15 protein-coding genes and 1 other RNA gene are annotated in these 18,459 nt (G+C 62.8%); 8 read left to right on the forward strand and 8 right to left on the reverse strand.

Annotated features, from left to right (window positions below; translation table 11 throughout):
* Positions 1-123: 123 nt before the first annotated feature.
* Positions 124-1,221, reverse strand: coding sequence for an OmpA family protein (locus tag AC1KVG_RS05520; RefSeq protein ID WP_023902839.1), 1,098 nt, complete (start codon positions 1,219-1,221; stop codon positions 124-126).
* Between the two features lie 412 nt (positions 1,222-1,633).
* On the opposite strand from AC1KVG_RS05520, the gene AC1KVG_RS05525 reads away from it, so the two are divergent.
* Both AC1KVG_RS05525 and AC1KVG_RS05530 read left to right on the forward strand, forming a co-directional pair.
* Positions 1,634-2,656 carry a zinc-binding alcohol dehydrogenase family protein gene (locus AC1KVG_RS05525; protein ID WP_481093738.1) on the forward strand — a complete coding sequence of 341 codons (1,023 nt, stop codon included), beginning with the start codon at positions 1,634-1,636 and terminating at the stop codon, positions 2,654-2,656.
* 159 nt (positions 2,657-2,815) lie between these two features.
* Positions 2,816-4,855, forward strand: coding sequence for an FAD-dependent oxidoreductase (locus AC1KVG_RS05530; RefSeq protein WP_481093739.1), 2,040 nt, complete (start codon positions 2,816-2,818; stop codon positions 4,853-4,855).
* 182 nt (positions 4,856-5,037) lie between these two features.
* On the opposite strand, the gene AC1KVG_RS05535 is transcribed toward AC1KVG_RS05530, so the two are convergent.
* Positions 5,038-5,114, reverse strand: a non-coding RNA gene (locus tag AC1KVG_RS05535) — sX9 sRNA.
* Positions 5,115-5,305: 191 nt separating this feature from the next.
* Between AC1KVG_RS05535 and AC1KVG_RS05540 the strand changes: the two genes are divergently transcribed.
* The 3 genes from AC1KVG_RS05540 (at position 5,306) to AC1KVG_RS05550 (ending at position 8,534) form a co-directional block, all read left to right on the forward strand.
* On the forward strand, positions 5,306-6,619 hold the full coding sequence (locus AC1KVG_RS05540) for an MFS transporter (RefSeq protein WP_481093740.1): 1,314 nt from the start codon (positions 5,306-5,308) through the stop codon (positions 6,617-6,619).
* Between the two features lie 772 nt (positions 6,620-7,391).
* Complete coding sequence (locus AC1KVG_RS05545) at positions 7,392-7,853, forward strand: cell wall hydrolase (protein WP_014506828.1); 462 nt, start codon at positions 7,392-7,394, stop codon at positions 7,851-7,853.
* Between the two features lie 66 nt (positions 7,854-7,919).
* Positions 7,920-8,534, forward strand: a complete 615-nt coding sequence (locus tag AC1KVG_RS05550) for a glutathione S-transferase family protein (protein ID WP_316694012.1) — start codon at positions 7,920-7,922, stop codon at positions 8,532-8,534.
* Between the two features lie 172 nt (positions 8,535-8,706).
* Here the strand turns inward: AC1KVG_RS05550 and AC1KVG_RS05555 are convergent, their stop codons facing one another.
* Together AC1KVG_RS05555 and AC1KVG_RS05560 are read right to left on the reverse strand one after the other, a co-directional pair.
* Positions 8,707-9,693 carry a malate dehydrogenase gene (locus AC1KVG_RS05555; protein ID WP_481093741.1) on the reverse strand — a complete coding sequence of 329 codons (987 nt, stop codon included), beginning with the start codon at positions 9,691-9,693 and terminating at the stop codon, positions 8,707-8,709.
* Positions 9,694-9,809: 116 nt separating this feature from the next.
* Positions 9,810-10,304, reverse strand: coding sequence for a peptidylprolyl isomerase (locus AC1KVG_RS05560; RefSeq protein WP_006450656.1), 495 nt, complete (start codon positions 10,302-10,304; stop codon positions 9,810-9,812).
* Positions 10,305-10,522: 218 nt separating this feature from the next.
* Between AC1KVG_RS05560 and typA the strand changes: the two genes are divergently transcribed.
* The 3 genes from typA (at position 10,523) to AC1KVG_RS05575 (ending at position 14,567) form a co-directional block, all read left to right on the forward strand.
* On the forward strand, positions 10,523-12,352 hold the full coding sequence (gene typA / locus AC1KVG_RS05565; protein WP_006450655.1) for a translational GTPase TypA: 1,830 nt from the start codon (positions 10,523-10,525) through the stop codon (positions 12,350-12,352).
* Between the two features lie 72 nt (positions 12,353-12,424).
* Positions 12,425-12,844 (forward strand): DUF2127 domain-containing protein, encoded by a 420-nt coding sequence (locus tag AC1KVG_RS05570; RefSeq protein ID WP_183086881.1) that lies wholly within the window; start codon positions 12,425-12,427, stop codon positions 12,842-12,844.
* A 106-nt stretch (positions 12,845-12,950) separates the two neighbouring features.
* Positions 12,951-14,567 carry an amidase gene (locus AC1KVG_RS05575; RefSeq protein ID WP_481093777.1) on the forward strand — a complete coding sequence of 539 codons (1,617 nt, stop codon included), beginning with the start codon at positions 12,951-12,953 and terminating at the stop codon, positions 14,565-14,567.
* Here AC1KVG_RS05575 and AC1KVG_RS05580 read toward each other — a convergent pair.
* The 4 genes from AC1KVG_RS05580 to rplQ all read right to left on the reverse strand — a co-directional run bounded on the left by AC1KVG_RS05580 (position 14,557) and on the right by rplQ (position 18,424).
* Positions 14,557-15,684 (reverse strand): mechanosensitive ion channel family protein, encoded by a 1,128-nt coding sequence (locus AC1KVG_RS05580; RefSeq protein WP_074056773.1) that lies wholly within the window; start codon positions 15,682-15,684, stop codon positions 14,557-14,559. The two genes, AC1KVG_RS05575 and AC1KVG_RS05580, sit on opposite strands and share 11 nt — an antisense overlap.
* Positions 15,685-15,769: 85 nt before the next feature.
* Positions 15,770-17,161 (reverse strand): class II 3-deoxy-7-phosphoheptulonate synthase, encoded by a 1,392-nt coding sequence (locus tag AC1KVG_RS05585; protein WP_006450651.1) that lies wholly within the window; start codon positions 17,159-17,161, stop codon positions 15,770-15,772.
* Positions 17,162-17,209: 48 nt separating this feature from the next.
* Positions 17,210-17,728 carry a disulfide bond formation protein B gene (locus AC1KVG_RS05590; protein ID WP_023902828.1) on the reverse strand — a complete coding sequence of 173 codons (519 nt, stop codon included), beginning with the start codon at positions 17,726-17,728 and terminating at the stop codon, positions 17,210-17,212.
* Positions 17,729-18,040: 312 nt separating this feature from the next.
* A complete protein-coding gene (gene rplQ, locus AC1KVG_RS05595) occupies positions 18,041-18,424 on the reverse strand; it encodes a 50S ribosomal protein L17 (RefSeq protein WP_003486665.1) in 384 nt (127 codons plus the stop codon).
* Between the last annotated feature and the right edge of the window lie 35 nt (positions 18,425-18,459).

An 18,459-nucleotide genomic window follows, 5' to 3' on the forward strand; every position in this document is an offset into this window, starting at 1 on the left:
CCGGAACCGTGCCTGGATGGCAACACAGACAGGTTTGGCGGCGACTCGACGCACTTTTCCTGGTCCTACAAAGACAAAACCCGGCACAAGGCCGGGTTTTGTATGTAACAGCTAGCGGTCCAATTAGTTCTGGACGTTCAGCTCGGTACGACGGTTCTTCGCACGGCCTTCCGGATTGTCGGAACCATCCGGGTTGGCGTTCGGAGCAATCGGACGGCTCTCGCCGTAGCCGATCGGGCCGACCAGACGCGACGCATCAACGCCGTTCTTGGTCAGGTAGTCATACACGGTGGTCGCACGACGCTCGGACAGCTTCTGGTTGTACGCGTCGGTACCCTTCGAGTCGGTGTGACCGGCAACCTCGACCTTCAGGTCGGGGTAACGCTTCAGGATCTCGGTCGCTTCGCTCAGGATGGACTGTGCGTCCGGACGCAGGGTCGACTTGTTGAAGTCGAAGTTCACGCCCTTCAGGTCGATCGACACAGGAACCGGGCAACCGTCCGGACCGATGGTCTGGCCAGGCTGCGAAGCCGGGCACTTGTCGTCGCAGTTGTTGACGCCGTCACCGTCGTCATCCAGGTCTGCGCAGCTCGGAGCAACCGGAGCCGGAGCCGGCGGCGGAGCGGTCGACGGAGCCGGTCCCAACGGGATCACGACGCCGACCGAAGCCAGCACGTCGCCGAACCAGTCTTCCTGCGGAGCAGCAACGCTCTGGTCGTTGAAGTCAGCGCGGTAGGCCAACTCGGCACGCACGGCAACGCGCTTGTCGAAGGTGGTCTGCAGACCGACACCAGCCTTGGCGGCAAAGTTGCCGTCTTTCTGCTGGCCCGGCGAAACCGGGTTCGGGGTTGCGTCGAACTCTTCTTCCGAACGCTGGTAGCCCAGGCCGAACAGGAGGTAGGGGTTCCAGCCGCGGCCTTCAGCGATGAAGTGGCGACGCAGGTCGAACGAGATGCCGTACTGGCTCCAGTTCTGGTCCTGGTTGGCATCGAAATTCGGGTTCTGATAGTTCAGCTCGCCGTCGATCGACCAGTTCGGGCTGACAAACTTGCCCAGACCCAGGGTCACGAACGGAGCATCATTGGTCAGACGATCGCTGTCCTGGAAGTTGAAGCCAGCGCTACCGGTCAGGTACCAACGGTCATCGAATTCCTGCGCGGAAGCAGCCTGGGCAAACGCCAGGCCGCCAAGCAACGCGGCAGTGAGAATTTTCTTGTTCATGTATACAGCTCCTTCTTTGGGAGATAAACCGATAGAGGCATTGTTCTTGGTAAAGATGCTCGTCACATCCAGAGCCATCGGGGCGCAGATTAAGCCGGCTTCAGTGAAGATCGCGTTAACGGACATATAACATGTGAAAGCAATCAACAGAGACGGCGATCCCACTCAATACTACGTATACAGCTTCATGAAGGAAAGGACCGGGCGCTCAGTTAGCACAATTGCCCCGCATGAACGGCAGCCCAATTAAGCCAGTTGAATACGCTTGCGGTCTGACCTCCGGGGGACAGGCGGCACGACTCCGCGACCACATTGGTGAATGCGAGCCCTAGTCCGAGCTGAATTGTGGGCTTGGTGGTTGCGGGCCAACAGCATCACAACGCACCCTGAACTCCCCCAAAGGAGCGCCTCGATGAAAGCCATCGCCATCACTCGCCATCTTCCAATCGACGATCCCGAGTCGCTGCTTGACATGGAGCTTCCGACGCCTGCGTCGCCATCCGGGTATGACTTATTAGTGCGTGTGGAGGCGATCTCGGTGAATCCGGTCGACACCAAGGTGCGTGCGCCCAAGCCGCAGACGCTGGATGCGCCGAAAATTCTCGGCTACGACGCCGCTGGCGTGGTCGAAGCAGTGGGCCCGGAGGTCACTGCATTCGTGGTGGGCGACGAGGTCTATTACGCAGGAGATATCGGAAGGCCGGGCAGCAACGCGCAGTACCAGTTGGTCGATGCGCGCATCGCCGGCTGCAAGCCGACCTCGCTCAGCTTCGCCGAGGCGGCTGCGTTGCCGCTGACCACGCTGACCGCGTGGGAGTTGTTGTTCCAGCGCATGCCGTTCGCCTTCGACGGCGCACGCAATCGCGGCAAGCACTTATTGATCATCGGGGGTGCCGGTGGCGTGGGCTCCATTGCGATCCAGCTGGCGCGGCATGCCGGCTTCACGGTCATCGCCACGGCATCGCGGCCGGAGACGATTGAATGGGTGCGCCAGATGGGCGCGCAGCATGTGATCGATCACCACCAACCGTTGCACCCGCAATTGCAGGCGCTAGGCCTGCAGAGTGTGGATGCGGCGCTCAATCTGGCCGACACCGACCGCTACTGGCAGCAGTTGGGCGAGATCCTGGCACCACAGGGACACGTGGGCTTGATCGTGGAGCCGCGCGGCCCGCTATCGATTGGCGACCCCTACAAATCCAAGTGCATCGGCATCCACTGGGAACTGATGTTCACCCGCGCCCGTTATGCAACAGAAGACATGGTCGAGCAGCACCGCATCCTCAATCGTGCCGCCAGCCTGATCGATGCCGGCGAACTGCGCACCACGCAGACCGAGACGCTGTCGCCGATCAATGCCCAGCAATTGCGCGAGGCGCATCGGCGGCTGGAAAGCGGCAGCACGATCGGCAAGTTGGTGCTGGCGGGCTGGTGATCGGCGTCACTGGTTGAGTTTGCCCGCTGCGTTTGCGCGGGCTTGCGGGTCCGGCCCTCTCCAGCAGACTGCCGCCAGCACGGGCCGCGTGCGTCAAGACTTGCCGATACGCCCGTTTGCCTGCATCGTGCGCACTCCGTACGCCAGCGTATCCATATCATGTCGCCCGCCACCGGCCTGCCTGACTCGCCCTACCCGCACCTGTTCACCCCGCTCGATCTGGGTTTCACGCAATTGCGCAATCGCGTCCTGATGGGCTCGATGCACACCGGCCTTGAAGACCGTGCGCGCGATTTCCCCAAATTGGCGGCGTATTTCGCCGAGCGCGCGGCCGGCGGCGTCGGGCTGATCGTCACCGGTGGGTTTTCGCCGAATGTGGTGGGCTGGCTCAAACCGTTCGGCGGCAAGCTGTCGTGGCCGTGGGAAGTGCGTCCGCACCGTCAGGTCACCCGTGCGGTGCACGCACACGGCGCCAAGATCTGCCTGCAGCTGCTGCATGCCGGGCGCTACGCCTATCACCCGTTGTCGGTGGCGCCGTCCAGGCTCAAGGCGCCGATCAATCCATTCACTCCGCGTGCGTTGTCGGCGCGTGCGGTAGATCGGCAGATCGCGGCCTATGCGCGCGCGGCGCGGCTGGCGCGCGAGGCCGGTTACGACGGCGTGGAAGTGATGGGGTCGGAAGGCTATCTGATCAACGAATTCACCGCCGCGCGCACCAACCAGCGCAGCGATGCCTGGGGCGGCGATGCAACCAAGCGCATGCGCTTTGCGGTGGAGATCGTTCGGCGCATCCGCGAGGCCTGCGGGCCGGACTTCATCATCATCTACCGGCTGTCGCTGGTGGATCTGGTCGATGACGGCAACCAGTGGCAGGAGATCCTGGCGCAGGCGCAGGCAATCGAGGCAGCCGGCGCCACCATCATCAATTCCGGCATTGGCTGGCACGAGGCGCGCATTCCGACCATCGCCACATCGGTACCTCGCGCGGCGTTTGCAGGTGTCACCGCCAAGCTCAAGCCGCACCTGCGCATTCCGGTGGTGGCAACCAACCGCATCAACATGCCGGAAGTGGCCGAGCGCATTCTGGCCGACGGCGCAGCCGACATGGTGTCGCTGGCGCGCCCACTGTTGGCCGACCCGCAATGGGCCAACAAGGCCAGCGCCGGCCAATCGCACACGATCAATACGTGCATCGCCTGCAACCAGGCCTGCCTGGATCATGTGTTCGACAACAAGTTGGCCAGCTGCCTAGTCAACCCACGCGCAGTGCACGAAACCGAGCTGATCTACACACCGACCACCACGCCAAAGCGCATCGCGGTGGTCGGTGCAGGCCCTGCCGGACTGGCCTGCGCAACGGTGGCGGCCGAGCGCGGCCACCAGGTGACCTTGTTCGATGCAAGCGATGAAATCGGCGGGCAATTCAATGTCGCCAAGCGCATCCCGGGCAAGGAAGAATTCAACGAGACGCTGCGCTATTTCGGCCACCGTATCGAAGCCACCGGCGTAGCGCTGCGGTTGCAGACACGCGTGCAGGCGGACGACCTCAAGGCCTTCGATGAGATTGTGCTGGCCACCGGCATCGAGCCGCGCAAGGTGGACTTCCCCGGTGCCGATCATCCGATGGTGGTCAATTACCTGGACGTGGTACTGGGCCGCCATGTAGCGGCCGACAAGGTCGCCATCATCGGCGCCGGCGGGATCGGTTTCGATGTCGGCGAATTTCTGGTGCACGAAGGCGTCTCGCCAGCGCTGGATCCGGCGCGCTGGATGGCCGAATGGGGCGTGGACCCCAGCTTCGAAACGCGCGGCGCGTTGGCCAAACCGCAACCCGAGCGCCCTGCCCGTCAGGTCTGGCTGCTGCAGCGCAGCCCCGGCAAACCCGGCGCACGTCTGGGCAAGACCACCGGCTGGATCCACCGCGCCACGCTCAAGGCCAAGGGCGTCAAGATGCTCGGCGGCGTGGAGTATCTGGGCGTTGACGATGCCGGTCTGCGGATCCGCGTGGAAGGCACCGAGCAACTGCTCGATGTCGGCACGGTGGTGGTCTGCGCCGGGCAGGAACCGCGTCGCGAGCTGCTGGCCGCGCTGCAGGCAAACGGACAGCAACCGCATCTGATCGGCGGTGCGGATGTTGCCGCCGAACTGGATGCCAAGCGTGCGATCAATCAGGCGTGCCGGTTGGCGGCAACCTTGTAACGCGCTTGCATGCGATGTCGTAGAAGCTACAGCCGTTCTTCATTACGACGCCAGAGCGGGTTTGTGCGTCTGCAAGAGAGCCGCATTGGTTTCACTTCGATGCTGATATCGGCGGTCTTTAAGGCAACCGCCGGCCTGCTCGGCAGACGCTTGCGCAAGTGCACGCGCGGGCGCCTTAAAGCGGCTAACAAAACGTAGCGAGCAGTCGTCAGGTGGGCGTGGATGGCGCGCTCAGAACCGCAGTGTACGAGTGGTACATGCCGATTCCGAGCACCGGCCGCACCCACGTGGCGGTGAGCGCAGTCGCTTTGTTAGCCGCTCTTAGATAGAGACAGATCGGCGCCGGCGTCGACGCTGCCATCAATGGCGCGACACCACCGGGTACGCCGCTGGTCGGAGCATGCTCGGTACATTCTTTTTTCTGTCGCGCGACTCGGCTATAAACCCGGCATGCCATCGACCCGGACTGCATCGCCGCCGCCTAAACTCCCGCTCGCAGCGTTGCTGGCCTACGCTGCGGCGCATTTCGGCAAGAGCCTGCTCTGGTACACCGCAGAATTACTGCTGATTTTTGCGTTGACCGAATACGTCGGACTGGGCGCGATTGCGGCTGGCGTCTCGGTCGCTGGCGGCCTGGTCGTGAGCGCAGTGATGGGCATGTTCGCAGCGAAGCGCTGGAGTGCCGGCGCCAGCCTGGCGTGGGCTGGGCGGTCGCAATGGCGCGGCATTGCGCTGGCAGCTGTCGCCTTGTCGTTGGTCTTTGTCACGCCGGCATTTCCACCCGATATCCGCTTGATCAGCGTACTGCTACTCAGCCTGCCGTTCCGCGCCGCATATGCGATCGGCGACGTGGCTCAGAACACCTTGTTGGGAATGGGACACTGGCCTTGGCATGGCGCGCGCGGCGTCAGTGCGCTGCGTCTGATCGGGAGCGGGCTGGCCGCGTTGCTGGTCAGCGCAGCGATCGGCCTGCTACTGAAAGACGGCACTAACACCGCCGCATCAACTGCACTGATGATCGTCGCGCTGTCCGGCAGCATCGCACTGCTATCGGCGTGGTGGTTACGGCAGACGCTGCAGCGCCACGTACACGTGCTTGCAAGCGCTGCAACACCGCCATCCGCGCCACGATGGCAGCGCGATCAGTTGCTGCCCTTGGCTGTCATCGCAGCACTGGCGTTGGCGCTGCCGACATTTACCAAATTGGCGCCGTATCTTGCGCAGTCGCGTATGGGCTCGGCGGGATGGGGTAGCGCTGTGTTGATTGCCTATGCGCTTGGCAGCGTCTTCGTGCAGCCCTTGGCTGCCCGCTGGCCGACTGTGGCAATGCGTCGACTAGGCGTCAGCGGAGCGGCGTTGGCCGCACTTGGGCTGGTGTTCGCCATGGCTGTCTCTCGCCACACCGTGCTGGATGCCAGCCTGGCCTTCGGCATGGGTCTGGCGGCGGGCAGTGCCGGGCAATGGGTCTGGGCACGGCATGCAGAACTCGCCTCGCGCCACGGCCCAGCACAGCAGGCGCGCGGATTTGCCGCACTCACCGCCACCGCCCAACTTGCATTGGCAGCAGGCAGTGCATTGATCGGATTGCTACTTGGCGCATCCGACTATCGCTCTGGTCACAACGCACATCTGGCGTGGGCAATGGCATTGGGTCCGATGATTTGCGGTGTGCTGTGCGTGTTGATCGCCTGGGCCGGCAGCGCCTTTGTGATGTCTGGAAAACGCCGATCTGTCGCAGCAGCGCTGCCTTCGCGCCACGTGTAATCGTCTCGATAACGCAGCAAGAACTTCAGCGATTGCGTCTGACGTTTTTCGCTGCTTGCAATGATGCGCACCAGCAATCACAGTGCATGCAGTACATGCACAAAAATCTTCTGCGCCACGCTGAATTGAAGCGTCTCATTCAATACGCACGATGAGTTCAAAACTGCAGCAACTTAGAGCGGCTAACAAAACATCGTCGTCCGTTGCCGACACTGATACATCTGCGCGAAGCTATCAATGCAAGCAATGTGCGGACCATTGCGTTAAGCACACCGGTCTGCACATCTCGATATGTCATCAACGCGCCTGAAGTCGGCGTTCAAGCACACTAGCAAGTGATGATGGCGTGTAGCGCAGAATACTTTTGGTGCGGCATACGCACTTTTCATGCATGCAACGCAAGACAATCACCCTGCACACTTGCCACACATCGCATGCGTATCGCGCAGTTCTAAATTTCAATATGTGCAGTCGCTACATCGATGCGACGCATCTCAATGTTGCATCGCAAAGCTCTCATCCAGCGAAGCACTAGACACAGCAGGCAATCACGCGCGTCAACCCTGCCCATTCAGCAGGGATTATGTGATCGCCGCCTACCTTGCGCCAACTTTTTGACCCACCGCATTTGGTGGGCACCTTCGGCAGATGTGTCTTTCGCCGGAGACTTGGCGGCCCTTGGCAGGTCGCCTCCCCATGACGCCAAGCCCTTCGCACTGGTGCATCCACTTTGGATGGCCTGCGGATCGGCCCATACGGAGCAAGGAGTTCTATGAAACTGGCTTGGATACTTTGGCTGTCGCAATTATTGCCGCAGCCGGCTGCAGATTCGTTGTGTTTGAGTACCACCGTCTACCTGGAAGCGCGCGACCAGACCTTGCGTGGCCAACAAGCCGTTGCAGAAGTCGCGTTGCGTCGTCTGGACAGTGGTTTGTGGGGCGATTCGATGTGTCAGGTAGTCACCGCGCGCAAGCAGTTCGCGCCGACCATCGTGTCACCGGGAACTCAGCTCAAGAATGACGATGCCTGGAACAAGGCATTGGATGTGGCATTGGCCGCAGAGCGCAACTGGGCGTTACCGGTAGGTCAACGCAAAGAGATCGTGCCAGGCGCGAGCCACTTTGCCGCCAGCGCGATTGCGAGCCCCAGCTGGCGCAATGCGTATCAGGTTGCCACCATCGGCGATCACACGTTCTATCGCGTGCAGAAGCTGCGTCCACGCACTGCATCCTGACGCTTTCCACGCACGCGCGCATGCGTTGCCGCTAAGCTTGCGCCTTCGTTCTTGCGTGGAATTCCTATGAAGCTGTACACCAAGCCCGGCGCGTGCTCGCTGGCAGATCACATCGTGTTGCGCTGGTCGGGCCTGCCGTTCGAGCTGACCGTTGTCGATGCCGCTACGATGAAGTCCCCCGAGTATCTGCGCCTGAATCCGGCCGGCGCGGTTCCGCTGTTGGTGGTCGACGATTGGGCGTTGAATCAGAACGCGGCCATCCTCAACTACATCGCCGACATCGCACCGCTTACCGGTCTGTCCGGCGACGGCACTGCGCGCAGCCGCGCCGAGATCAATCGCTGGATCGCTTTCGCCAATGCCGATGTGCATCCGACGTTCAAGCCAATCTTCGGCAGCACTGCGTATCTGCAGGACGAGGCACTGCTTGCGCGCAGCCACGACGACGCACGCAGCAAGTTGCGCACCTTGTACGAACGTGCCAACACGCATCTGCAGGATCGTACCTGGCTGGCCAGCGACACCCATACCGGTGCCGATGCGTATCTGTTCGTGACCTTGTTGTGGGCGCAGAAGGTCGGCGTGGATTTGAGTGGCTTGAATGCACTGGATGCGTTCGTGCAGCGCATGCTGGCCGATGCCGATGTGCAGGCCGCATTGAAAGCCGAAGGTCTGGCGTAAGCCGATCGCATCGCGCGAGTTGATCAGAGTGCGGCGGCAGCACCTACCGCACGAGAGTCCCACATCGACGTGCGTGATTGATTTTTGGCGCCACAACGCAACGCATCACTTACGCGACGCATAAAAAACGCCGGGCACTGCCCGGCGTTTTCGTTACAACCTGAAGCAAAACTCAGCCCAGCAGATGCGACACGCCGCTGCGCTCTTCTTCCAGCTCGGCCAGGGTCTTGTCGATGTACTTCTGGCTGAAGTCGTCGATCGGCAGATCCTTGACCAGGGTGTACTCGCCATTGGCGGTGATCACCGGGAAGCCGAAGATCACGCCTTCGGGAATGCCGTAGGAGCCGTCGGACGGCACGCCCATCGTCACCCACTTGCCGTCGCTGCCCAGCACCCAATCACGCACGTGATCGATGGCGGCATTGGCAGCCGACGCAGCCGAGGACAGGCCGCGTGCTTCGATGATCGCCGCGCCGCGCTTGCCCACGGTCGGGATGAAGGTGGACGCGTTCCATTCCTGGTCGTTGATCGCATCGCCGATGGAGGCGCCATCGGAGGTGGCGAAACGGTAGTCCGGGTACATGGTCGGGCTGTGGTTGCCCCACACCACCAGCTTCTCGATACCGCCGACCGGCTTGCCGAGCTTTTGCGACAGCTGGCTCAGCGCGCGGTTGTGGTCCAGACGCAGCATGGCGGTGAAGTTCTTCGGGTTCAGATCCGGCGCCGACTTCATTGCGATGTAGGCATTGGTGTTGGCCGGGTTGCCGACCACCAGCACCTTGACCTCACGCTTGGCGACCTTGTTCAGGGCAGCGCCCTGCGCGGTGAAGATCTTGGCGTTCTCCAGCAGCAGGTCCTTGCGCTCCATGCCCGGGCCGCGCGGACGCGCGCCAACCAGCAGCGCAACGTCGATGTCCTTGAACGCCACTTCGGCGTCGTCGGTGCCGACCACGCCGGCCAGCAGCGGGAATGCGCAGTCTTCCAGCTCCATGATCACGCCCTTGAGCGCGGCCTGGGCCTTTTCATTTGACAGTTCCAGCAATTGCAGGATCACCGGCTGATCCTTGCCCAGCATTTCGCCGGAGGCGATGCGGAACAGCAGGGCATAGCCGATCTGGCCGGCAGCGCCGGTCACGGCAACACGAACAGGTGCTTTCATGGGGAGTTTCCTCTGCTAAAAAACGTGGGTGGAGGTGCACGCTGGCGTGGCGCAAGGCCTGGCGGCGCGCAATGACAAGCGAACGGCCGCACTTGGCGGCCGTTCGGGGAAAGACATCAGGCGGCGAGGATCTTGTTCCACTCCGCGACGCGGTCGGCCTTGGCGGCCAGCACGGCGTCGGTATCGCCTTCGATCGTCACCTTGTTGATCACATCGCCCTGGGCGACCGCATCGACCACGTCCAGGCCCTGGGTGACCTTGCCGAACACGGTGTGCTTGCCGTCCAGCCAGTTGGTGGCGACATGGGTGATGAAGAACTGGCTGCCGTTGGTGTTGGGGCCGGCATTGGCCATGGACAGCACGCCGCGGTCGTGACCGACGCCGTTGTTGGCTTCATCTTCGAAACGATAGCCCGGGCCGCCGCGGCCGGAGCCTTCCGGGCAGCCGCCCTGGATCATGAAGTCGGCGATGACGCGGTGGAAGCTCAGGCCGTCGTAGAAGCCGCGCTGGACCAGGTTGACGAAGTTGGCAACGGTCAGCGGGGCCTTGTCGGCGAACAGCTCAACCACGATTGGGCCGCGGGTGGTGTCGAAATGGGCAATCAGGGACATGGAAATCCTTGCAGGTTTCAGGGTGTATGACAGCCCATTAGAATACACCCGGGCGTGCAGCCGGCCGTGCAGACGTACGACCATTGTCGGGGGGTGCACAGCAAGCTGAATGGGCGTTTTGAACCATCTGACGGCCGGGCGCAACGGCACGGCAACGAAACCGCTATAATGTCGGGCTTACCTTCTCAAGACTGGCGCCAGACAGGGGCCCTTTCCGCATGTCCATCGAAAAACTCCGCAATATCGCCATCGTCGCGCACGTCGACCACGGCAAGACCACCCTCGTCGACTGCCTGCTGAAGCAGTCCGGCACCCTGTCCGAACGCACCGTGTTGGCTGAGCGCGTGATGGACAGCAACGATCAGGAAAAGGAACGTGGTATCACGATCCTGGCCAAGAACACGGCCATCACCTGGAACGGCAACCGCATCAACATCGTCGACACCCCGGGACACGCCGACTTCGGTGGCGAAGTCGAGCGCGTGCTGTCGATGGTGGACTCGGTGCTGATCCTGGTCGACGCGATGGACGGCCCGATGCCGCAGACGCGCTTCGTGACCCAGAAGGCCTTTGCGATGGGCTTCAAGCCGATCGTGGTGGTCAACAAGATCGACCGTCCCGGCGCGCGCCCGGACTGGGTGATCGACCAGGTGTTCGACCTGTTCGACAAGCTCGGCGCAACCGACGAACAGCTGGACTTCCCGATCGTCTACACCTCCGCATTGAACGGCTACGCCAGCCTGGATTCGAGCGTGCGCGACGGCGACATGACCCCGCTGTACGAAGCGATCATGCAGCACGTGTCGGCACCGGACGTGGATCCGGACGGCCCGTTCCAGATGCGCATCAGCCAGCTCGATTACAACAACTTCGTCGGCGTGATCGGCATCGGCCGCATCCAGCGCGGCGTGTTGAAGAAGAACATGCCGGTCAGCGTGATCGACCGCGAAGGCAAGAAGCGTCAGGGCAAGGTGCTGCAGGTACTGGGCTTCCTGGGCCTTGAGCGCATCGAGCAGGACACCGCCGAGGCCGGCGACATCGTGGCCATTTCCGGCGTGTCCGAGCTGACCATTTCCGACACCGTGTGCGCGCTCGACGCGCCGGAAGGCCTGCCGCCACTCACCGTGGACGAGCCGACCATCTCGATGACCTTCCAGGTCAACAACTCGCCGTTCGCCGGCAACAAGGACCTGTCTGGCGGCAAGTTCCTGACCAGCCGCCAGCTGCGCGACCGTCTGGACCGCGAGAAGGTGCACAACGTGGCGCTGAAGGTCGAAGAAGGTTCCGACGCCGACAAGTTCCTGGTCTCCGGCCGTGGCGAACTGCATCTGTCGGTGCTGATCGAAAACATGCGTCGTGAAGGCTACGAGCTGGCCGTGTCGCGTCCGGAAGTGATCATCAAGGAAATCGACGGCAAGCAGATGGAGCCGATCGAACAGCTTGTGGTCGATATCGAAGAGCAGCACCAGGGCGGCGTGATGGAAAAGCTGGGCAGCCGCAAGGGTCAGCTGAAGAACATGGAGTCCGACGGCAAGGGCCGCGTGCGTCTGGATTACATGATCCCGGCGCGTGGTCTGATCGGCTTCCAGAACGAGTTCCGCACCCTGACCCAGGGCTCGGGCCTGCTGTTCCACGTGTTCGACCATTACGGTCCGAAGGAACAGGGCGCGATCGCCAAGCGCCAGAACGGCGTGATGATTGCCAACGCTGCAGGCGCCACCCCGGCCTATGCGCTGGGGCCGTTGGAAGAGCGTGGTCGTCTGTTCGCTGCCGAAGGCGACAACGTGTACGAAGGTCAGCTGGTCGGTATCCACTCCAAGGACAACGATCTGACCGTCAATGCGATCAAGACCAAGCCGCTGACCAACATGCGCGCCTCGGGCAAGGACGATGCCATCAAGCTGACCCCGGCGATCAAGTACACGCTGGAGCAGGCACTGGACTTCATCGAGGACGACGAGCTGGTTGAAGTCACCCCGAAGGAAATCCGCTTGCGCAAGAAGGGCCTGACCGAAAGTGATCGTAAGCGCTCCGGCCGTTCGGGCTGAGTTGCTGGTTAGCCCACGGTCGTGAGCAACAAACCCTACAGCCCGGATCCGCGTGCGCATCCGGGGCTGCATGTGATCGCCTTGCTAGAGGCGGTCAAAGGGACGCTTGCGCTGTTGGCGGCGACGGGCCTGGAAATTCTGGGCCCGCTCCCGCTGCAAAACGCGGTCAGTACGCTGATCCGCCGGTTTAGTCTGGATCCCGACCACGGCGCACTGCCGTCGTTGCTTAAGACCATCAGTCCCGACGCTGTCCATCTGGCCGCTGCCGCCATGCTGGCCTACGGCCTGCTGCATGTCGTGGAAGCCTGGGGGTTGTGGCGTGCCAAGGCATGGGCCTCGCTATTGGGCTGCCTGTCGGCGGCCATCTATCTGCCATTCGATATCTACGCCATCGTCCGCCATCCCGGCTGGACCGCCTGGGGCGTACTGGCAATCAATCTGATCGTGGTCGGTGTGCTGGCACGCGATCTGCTCAAGCGCCGGCGTCGCTGACGCACCCTGCCCGTCTGCGGGCACGTCCTACACGTTGTCACCCCGACGCAGCGCCGTTAGCCTGCGAACAGTCCCCCGGGGAAGACCATCAATGCGATCCACCACCTTGCCCTTTGCGCTATTGCTTGCGCTATGCGGCTGTGCGCATGCCGATGGCCCTGCGCCCGTTGATGGCCTGACACAGGTCGATGCGAACGTACCGACCGCCGAGCAACTGGATCTGACCGATGCCGACATCGCCGGCCTGCAGGCGCGGATGGCTTCCAGCAAGACCAGCAGCCTGGAACTCACGCGCGCATACCTGCAGCGCATCGCCACGCTCGATCGCGCCGGCCCCAAACTCAACTCGGTGATCGAACTCAATCCGCAGGCCGAAGCGGACGCCCGCGCATTGGACGCAGAACGCCGCGCCGGCCGCGTGCGCGGGCCCTTGCATGGCATTCCCGTCTTGCTCAAGGACAACATCGATGCTGTGCCGATGGTCAACAGCGCAGGCTCGCTGGCCCTGGCCGATTTCACGCCCAGCCACGATGCGTTTCTGGTGCAGCGCCTGCGCACGGCCGGCGCAGTGATCCTGGGCAAGACCAACCTGAGCGAATGGGCCAATTTCCGCTCCACCAAGTCCAGTTCCGGCTGGAGCGCGCGTGGCGGCCTGACCCGCAATCCTTACGCGCTGGATCGCAATCCCTGCGGCTCCAGTGCCGGCACGGGCGCGGCGATCGCCGCCAGCCTGGCCACCGTCGGCATCGGCACCGAAACCGACGGCAGCATCACCTGCCCGGCCTCGGTAAATGGATTGGTCGGACTCAAACCAACCGTGGGCCTGATCAGCCGCGACGGCATCATCCCGATCTCGGCCAGCCAGGATACCGCCGGCCCGATGACGCGCAGCGTTGCCGATGCTGCCGCGTTGCTGCAGGCGATCGCCGCACCCGATCCGCAGGATCCGGCCACACGCGATGCGCCGTCTTCAACACCGGACTATCTCGCGCACCTCAAACCCGATGGCTTGCGCGGCGCGCGCCTGGGCCTGTTGCGCAACCCGCTGCGCGAAGATCCCGCCATTGCCGCAGCACTGGATCGCGCCGTGCAGAGCCTGCGTGCAGCGGGTGCCACGGTCATCGAAACCAGCCTGGCCACCGATGGCAAGTGGGATGCCGCTGAACAGACGGTTTTGTTGGTCGAATTCAAAGCGGGGTTGAATGCCTATCTGCGCAGCCACGCCGCACCGGTGTCGAGCCTGGAACAGCTGATCGCCTTCAATCGCACGCATGCGCAGCGCGAGATGCCCTACTTCGCGCAAGAGCTGTTCGAGCAGGCGCAGGCGGCACCCGGCCTGGAAGACCCCGCGTATCTCACTGCGCGCGCCACCGCCAAACGGCTGGCCGGGCCCGAAGGCATCGACGCCGCACTGAAGGCCCATCGCCTGGAGGCGCTGATCGTACCGACCACCGGCGCCGCCTGGGTCACCGATCTGGTCAAGGGCGATACCTTTCCCGGCGCCGGTTACGGTGCCGCCGCGGTGGCCGGTTATCCCAGCCTGAGCGTGCCGATGGGGCAGACCCAGGGCCTGCCGCTCGGCCTGCTGTTCATGGGCAGCGCCTGGAGCGAGCCGCGCTTGATCGAACTGGCCTACGCCTACGAGCAACGCAGCAAGGCGCGCTTTGCGCCCAGCTATGCGCCGAGCGCACCGGCAGCGGCGTTACCTGTGCCTAAACCGTAGTCGCAGGCTCGCCGTCTTCGGCACCGGGCGAGCGCACGCTCTCCTGGGCGATCGGCTCGGCTGCGTGCACCGGCGGCTTTTCCTGCGCCGCGATCTCGGCGCGGATCCTGGGCAGCGCGTAAGCGTGCTCACGGGTGAGGAAGTCGATCATGCGCTCGCGCGCGATGCAGCGCAGATCGAACGCATCGCCGGAATTACGTGCGCTCACCAGCAGACGCACCTGGATCGTGCTCTCGCTGGTTTCGGTCACCTGGGTCACGCACACGCGTCCATCCCAGAGCGGCTCGCTTTTGCAGATGCGCTCCAGCTCCGCGCGCACCGCCGCGATCGGGGTGCGGTAATCCAGCCACAGGAACGCAGTACCGAGCAGATCGGCGCTGCTGCGCGTCCAATTCTGGAACGGGTGCTCGATCCACCAGGTCAACGGCACCACCATGCGCCGCTCGTCCCAGATCCGCACCACCACATACGAGCTGCCGATCTCCTCGATGCGACCCCACTCGCCTTCCACAATCACCACATCGTCCAGCCGGATCGGCTGCGTCAACGCGATCTGCAGACCGGCGATCAAGTTGCCGAATACCGGCTTGGCCGCGATACCGGCCACGAGCCCGATGATGCCTGCCGAGGCCAGCAGCGTCTTGCCGATCTGGCGCACCTGCGGAAACGTCAGCAACACGACCGAGATGCCGAGCAGGATCACCGCACCCATCACCACCCGGCTCAGCACACGGGTCTGGGTCTGGATACGCCGTGCAGTGAGGTTGTCGGACACCTCGATCGGGTTGCTGCGCAGAATTGCCATCTCGCCGGCGGCGACCGCGCGTACCAATAACCAGGTCACGCAACCGACGATGCCGACATGCAACAGATGCTGCACCGCTGCCAGGCCTTTGCCCGATAGCGGCGTCGCCTCGGTGGCGATGCCCAGAAACAGCAACGGCAGGATGAAGGCAGCCGGCAGGGTGACCACGCGAATGATGCGTGCGCGGCGATAGTCGCGGCCTTGCATGCGGCGAAACAGCCACAGCATCAACGACCAGACGACGATGCCTGCCAAGAGCGAGGCACCAAGAGGGATTGCGTATTCGCGGATGACGTTCCAATCGGCAGTCAAACCGTTCCTCCTGTGGGGGGAAAGAGGGATGGCTGCAGGATCATGCCGCAAGCGGCATGAGCATCACGTCATACGCACATTGAAATCACGCGCCCAGCGGTTGCGCCACCACCTGTTGTTGCTTGCGTACGATCGCCATCGCAATTTCCAGCGACTGCTCATAGTTCAAGCGCGGATCCACGCTGGAACGATAGGCGCGCTCCAGATCGCGCTCGGTCAACTCGCGCGCGCCACCGGTGCACTCGGTGACGTCTTCGCCGGTCAATTCCAGATGCACGCCGCCCAGCCGCGTCCCGGCCGCCGCGTGCAGATCGAACGACAACTCCACCTCGCTGCGGATATTGTCGAAACGCCTTGTTTTGTAGCCATTTCCGGTACTTTCGGTATTGCCGTGCATCGCATCGCACACCCACAGCACACGCCGCCCATCGCGCTTGACCGCATCCAGCAGCGGCGGCAACTTTTCGGCGATCTGCGCCGCGCCCATGCGGTGGATGAAACTCAAGCGGCCGGGCTCGTCTTCCGGATTGAGCACGTCGATCAGACGCAGCAACTGGTCCGGCTGCACCGACGGCCCCACCTTGATCGCGATCGGATTGCGCACGCCACGCAAGTACTCAACATGCGCGCCATCAAGCGCAGCGGTGCGCATGCCGATCCACGGGTAATGCGTGCTCAGGTTGAACCAGCCCCACTGGCGCGGCACCTGACGGGTCAGGCCTTCCTCGTACGGCAGCAACAGCGCCTCGTGCGAGGTGTAGAAATCGATGCGATTGAGGTTGTACACCTCCGCCCCGGACAGGGTTTCCATGAAGCGCACCGCATCGCCGATCGAGGACACCATCTTCTGGTAGTCGGCCGCCAGCGGCGAATAGCCCACCCAATCCAGATTCCAGTATTCGGGGTGGTGCAGGTCGGCAAAGCCACCGTCGATCAAGGCGCGCACGAAATTCATCGTCATTGCCGAGCGCGAATGCGCGGTGATCATGCGGCGCGGATCCGGTATGCGCGCCGCTTCGGTGAACGCCGGCGCATTGATCACATCGCCGCGATAACTCGGCAAGGTCACCCCGTCGCGGGTTTCGGTGTCGGCCGAACGCGGCTTGGCGTACTGCCCGGCAAAGCGGCCTACGCGCACCACCGGTAGGTGCAGGCCATGCACCAGCACCAGGCTCATTTGCAGCAACACTTTCAAGCGGTTGGAGATCGTGCCCGATTCGCAATCGCTGAAATTCTCCGCGCAATCGCCACCTTGCAGAAGAAAACGCTTGCCTTCCTGGGCCTCGGCCAGCTGGCGCTTGAGCGCAAAGATTTCCCACGAGGTCACCAGCGGCGGCAACTGCCGCAACTCGTCCAAGGTGTGCTCCAACGCAGCTGCGTCCGGGTAGGTTGGCATCTGCAGCGCCGGACGCTGGCGCCAACTCTGCGGCGACCACTGGTCTGCCTCGTTGACGGACGGATGAAGGGAAGCGGACATCGTGAACTCCAGAAATCTCGGGCGCCGGCCATTGCCGGAACGGAACGATCAGAACAATTTACGCGGACCACGCTGCTTGAACCCGGCATACAGCGCCCACAGCGCCAAGCCAACGAACCACAGCATGCTCCACATCGGCATGCTCAGGCCCAGAAAGCGCCAATCGATATTGCCGCAATCGCCGGTGCCGGTCAGCACGGTGCGGAACACTTCGAACGGCCCCATTGTCTCGCTCAGAAAGCTCAGCGGCGGCCCGCACGAAGACATCATGTCCTTGGGCCGGACCTGCACCCAGACATGCCGCGCCGCGATACCCATGCCCACGCCGGCAGCGATGAAACTCAGCACACCATAGAGCTTGCGGGTGCCCGCAGCGCGTGGCCCATGCAACGCACCCAGCAGGAAAAACACCGCCAGTGCCGCAAATGCGATGCGCTGGAAAATGCACAGCGGGCATGGTTCAAGCCCAAGATGCAGCTGCACGTAGATCGCATAGGCAAGCAATCCTGCGCATGCAAGAAAGCCCAGCAGAAATTGCGCCCGGAAACCCCAACGAAATGGATTCATCGTTACCGCTTGCCTAGGATCGAGTCGTCGATTATCTGCCATCGCCGCCGCCATGACCACGCAAGCCTGCGTCTACCGGCTCGGAGGGCGCCAAGCACACAGCGCGTATCTGCCTGACAGCATCAAGACAACACCCGCCCGTGATCGCATCCAGCAGCAAAGCAGCACCGACCCGGCATCTGGCGACTGCGCGACGCTGTCATTACGCCGCCATACGCGCCGCTGTCGTCAACGCAATCACGTTCGACGCACCAATGAAAAAGCCCGGCGCTAGCCGGGCTTTTTCAAGAATCTTTACGAAGAGCGATCCGATTACTCGGCCACTTCCTCGGCGACGACCGGACGGTCGACCAATTCGACATACGCCATCGGCGCATTGTCACCGGCACGGAAGCCGGCCTTCAGGATACGCAGGTAGCCGCCGGGACGGGTCGCGTAACGCGGGCCCAGCTCGACGAACAGCTTGCCCACTGCTTCCTTGTCGCGCAGGCGAGCGAACGCCAGACGACGATTGGCAACGCCATCGACCTTACCGATGGTGATCAGCGGCTCGGCGACGCGACGCAGTTCCTTGGCCTTCGGCAAGGTGGTCTTGATCAGCTCGTGCTTGAACAACGAAGCGGCCATATTGCGGAACATGGCTTCGCGGTGCGCGCTGGTACGGTTGAACTTACGACCGGATTTCTGGTGACGCATGAGTGTGATTTCCTAAGAATATTGAGACTGCTTGA

The sequence above is a fragment of the Xanthomonas sp. NCPPB 3959 genome (genome assembly GCF_056675575.1).

What these genes read in the sequence shown, in the direction of transcription:
- AC1KVG_RS05520 (WP_023902839.1), bottom strand. Translation starts at nt 1,221, where the DNA reads ATGAACAAGAAAATTCTCACTGCCGCGTTGCTTGGCGGCCTGGCGTTT.
- AC1KVG_RS05525 (WP_481093738.1), top strand. Translation starts at nt 1,634, where the DNA reads ATGAAAGCCATCGCCATCACTCGCCATCTTCCAATCGACGATCCCGAG.
- AC1KVG_RS05530 (WP_481093739.1), top strand. Translation starts at nt 2,816, where the DNA reads ATGTCGCCCGCCACCGGCCTGCCTGACTCGCCCTACCCGCACCTGTTC.
- AC1KVG_RS05540 (WP_481093740.1), top strand. Translation starts at nt 5,306, where the DNA reads ATGCCATCGACCCGGACTGCATCGCCGCCGCCTAAACTCCCGCTCGCA.
- AC1KVG_RS05545 (WP_014506828.1), top strand. Translation starts at nt 7,392, where the DNA reads ATGAAACTGGCTTGGATACTTTGGCTGTCGCAATTATTGCCGCAGCCG.
- AC1KVG_RS05550 (WP_316694012.1), top strand. Translation starts at nt 7,920, where the DNA reads ATGAAGCTGTACACCAAGCCCGGCGCGTGCTCGCTGGCAGATCACATC.
- AC1KVG_RS05555 (WP_481093741.1), bottom strand. Translation starts at nt 9,693, where the DNA reads ATGAAAGCACCTGTTCGTGTTGCCGTGACCGGCGCTGCCGGCCAGATC.
- AC1KVG_RS05560 (WP_006450656.1), bottom strand. Translation starts at nt 10,304, where the DNA reads ATGTCCCTGATTGCCCATTTCGACACCACCCGCGGCCCAATCGTGGTT.
- typA (WP_006450655.1), top strand. Translation starts at nt 10,523, where the DNA reads ATGTCCATCGAAAAACTCCGCAATATCGCCATCGTCGCGCACGTCGAC.
- AC1KVG_RS05585 (WP_006450651.1), bottom strand. Translation starts at nt 17,161, where the DNA reads ATGTCCGCTTCCCTTCATCCGTCCGTCAACGAGGCAGACCAGTGGTCG.
- AC1KVG_RS05590 (WP_023902828.1), bottom strand. Translation starts at nt 17,728, where the DNA reads ATGAATCCATTTCGTTGGGGTTTCCGGGCGCAATTTCTGCTGGGCTTT.
- rplQ (WP_003486665.1), bottom strand. Translation starts at nt 18,424, where the DNA reads ATGCGTCACCAGAAATCCGGTCGTAAGTTCAACCGTACCAGCGCGCAC.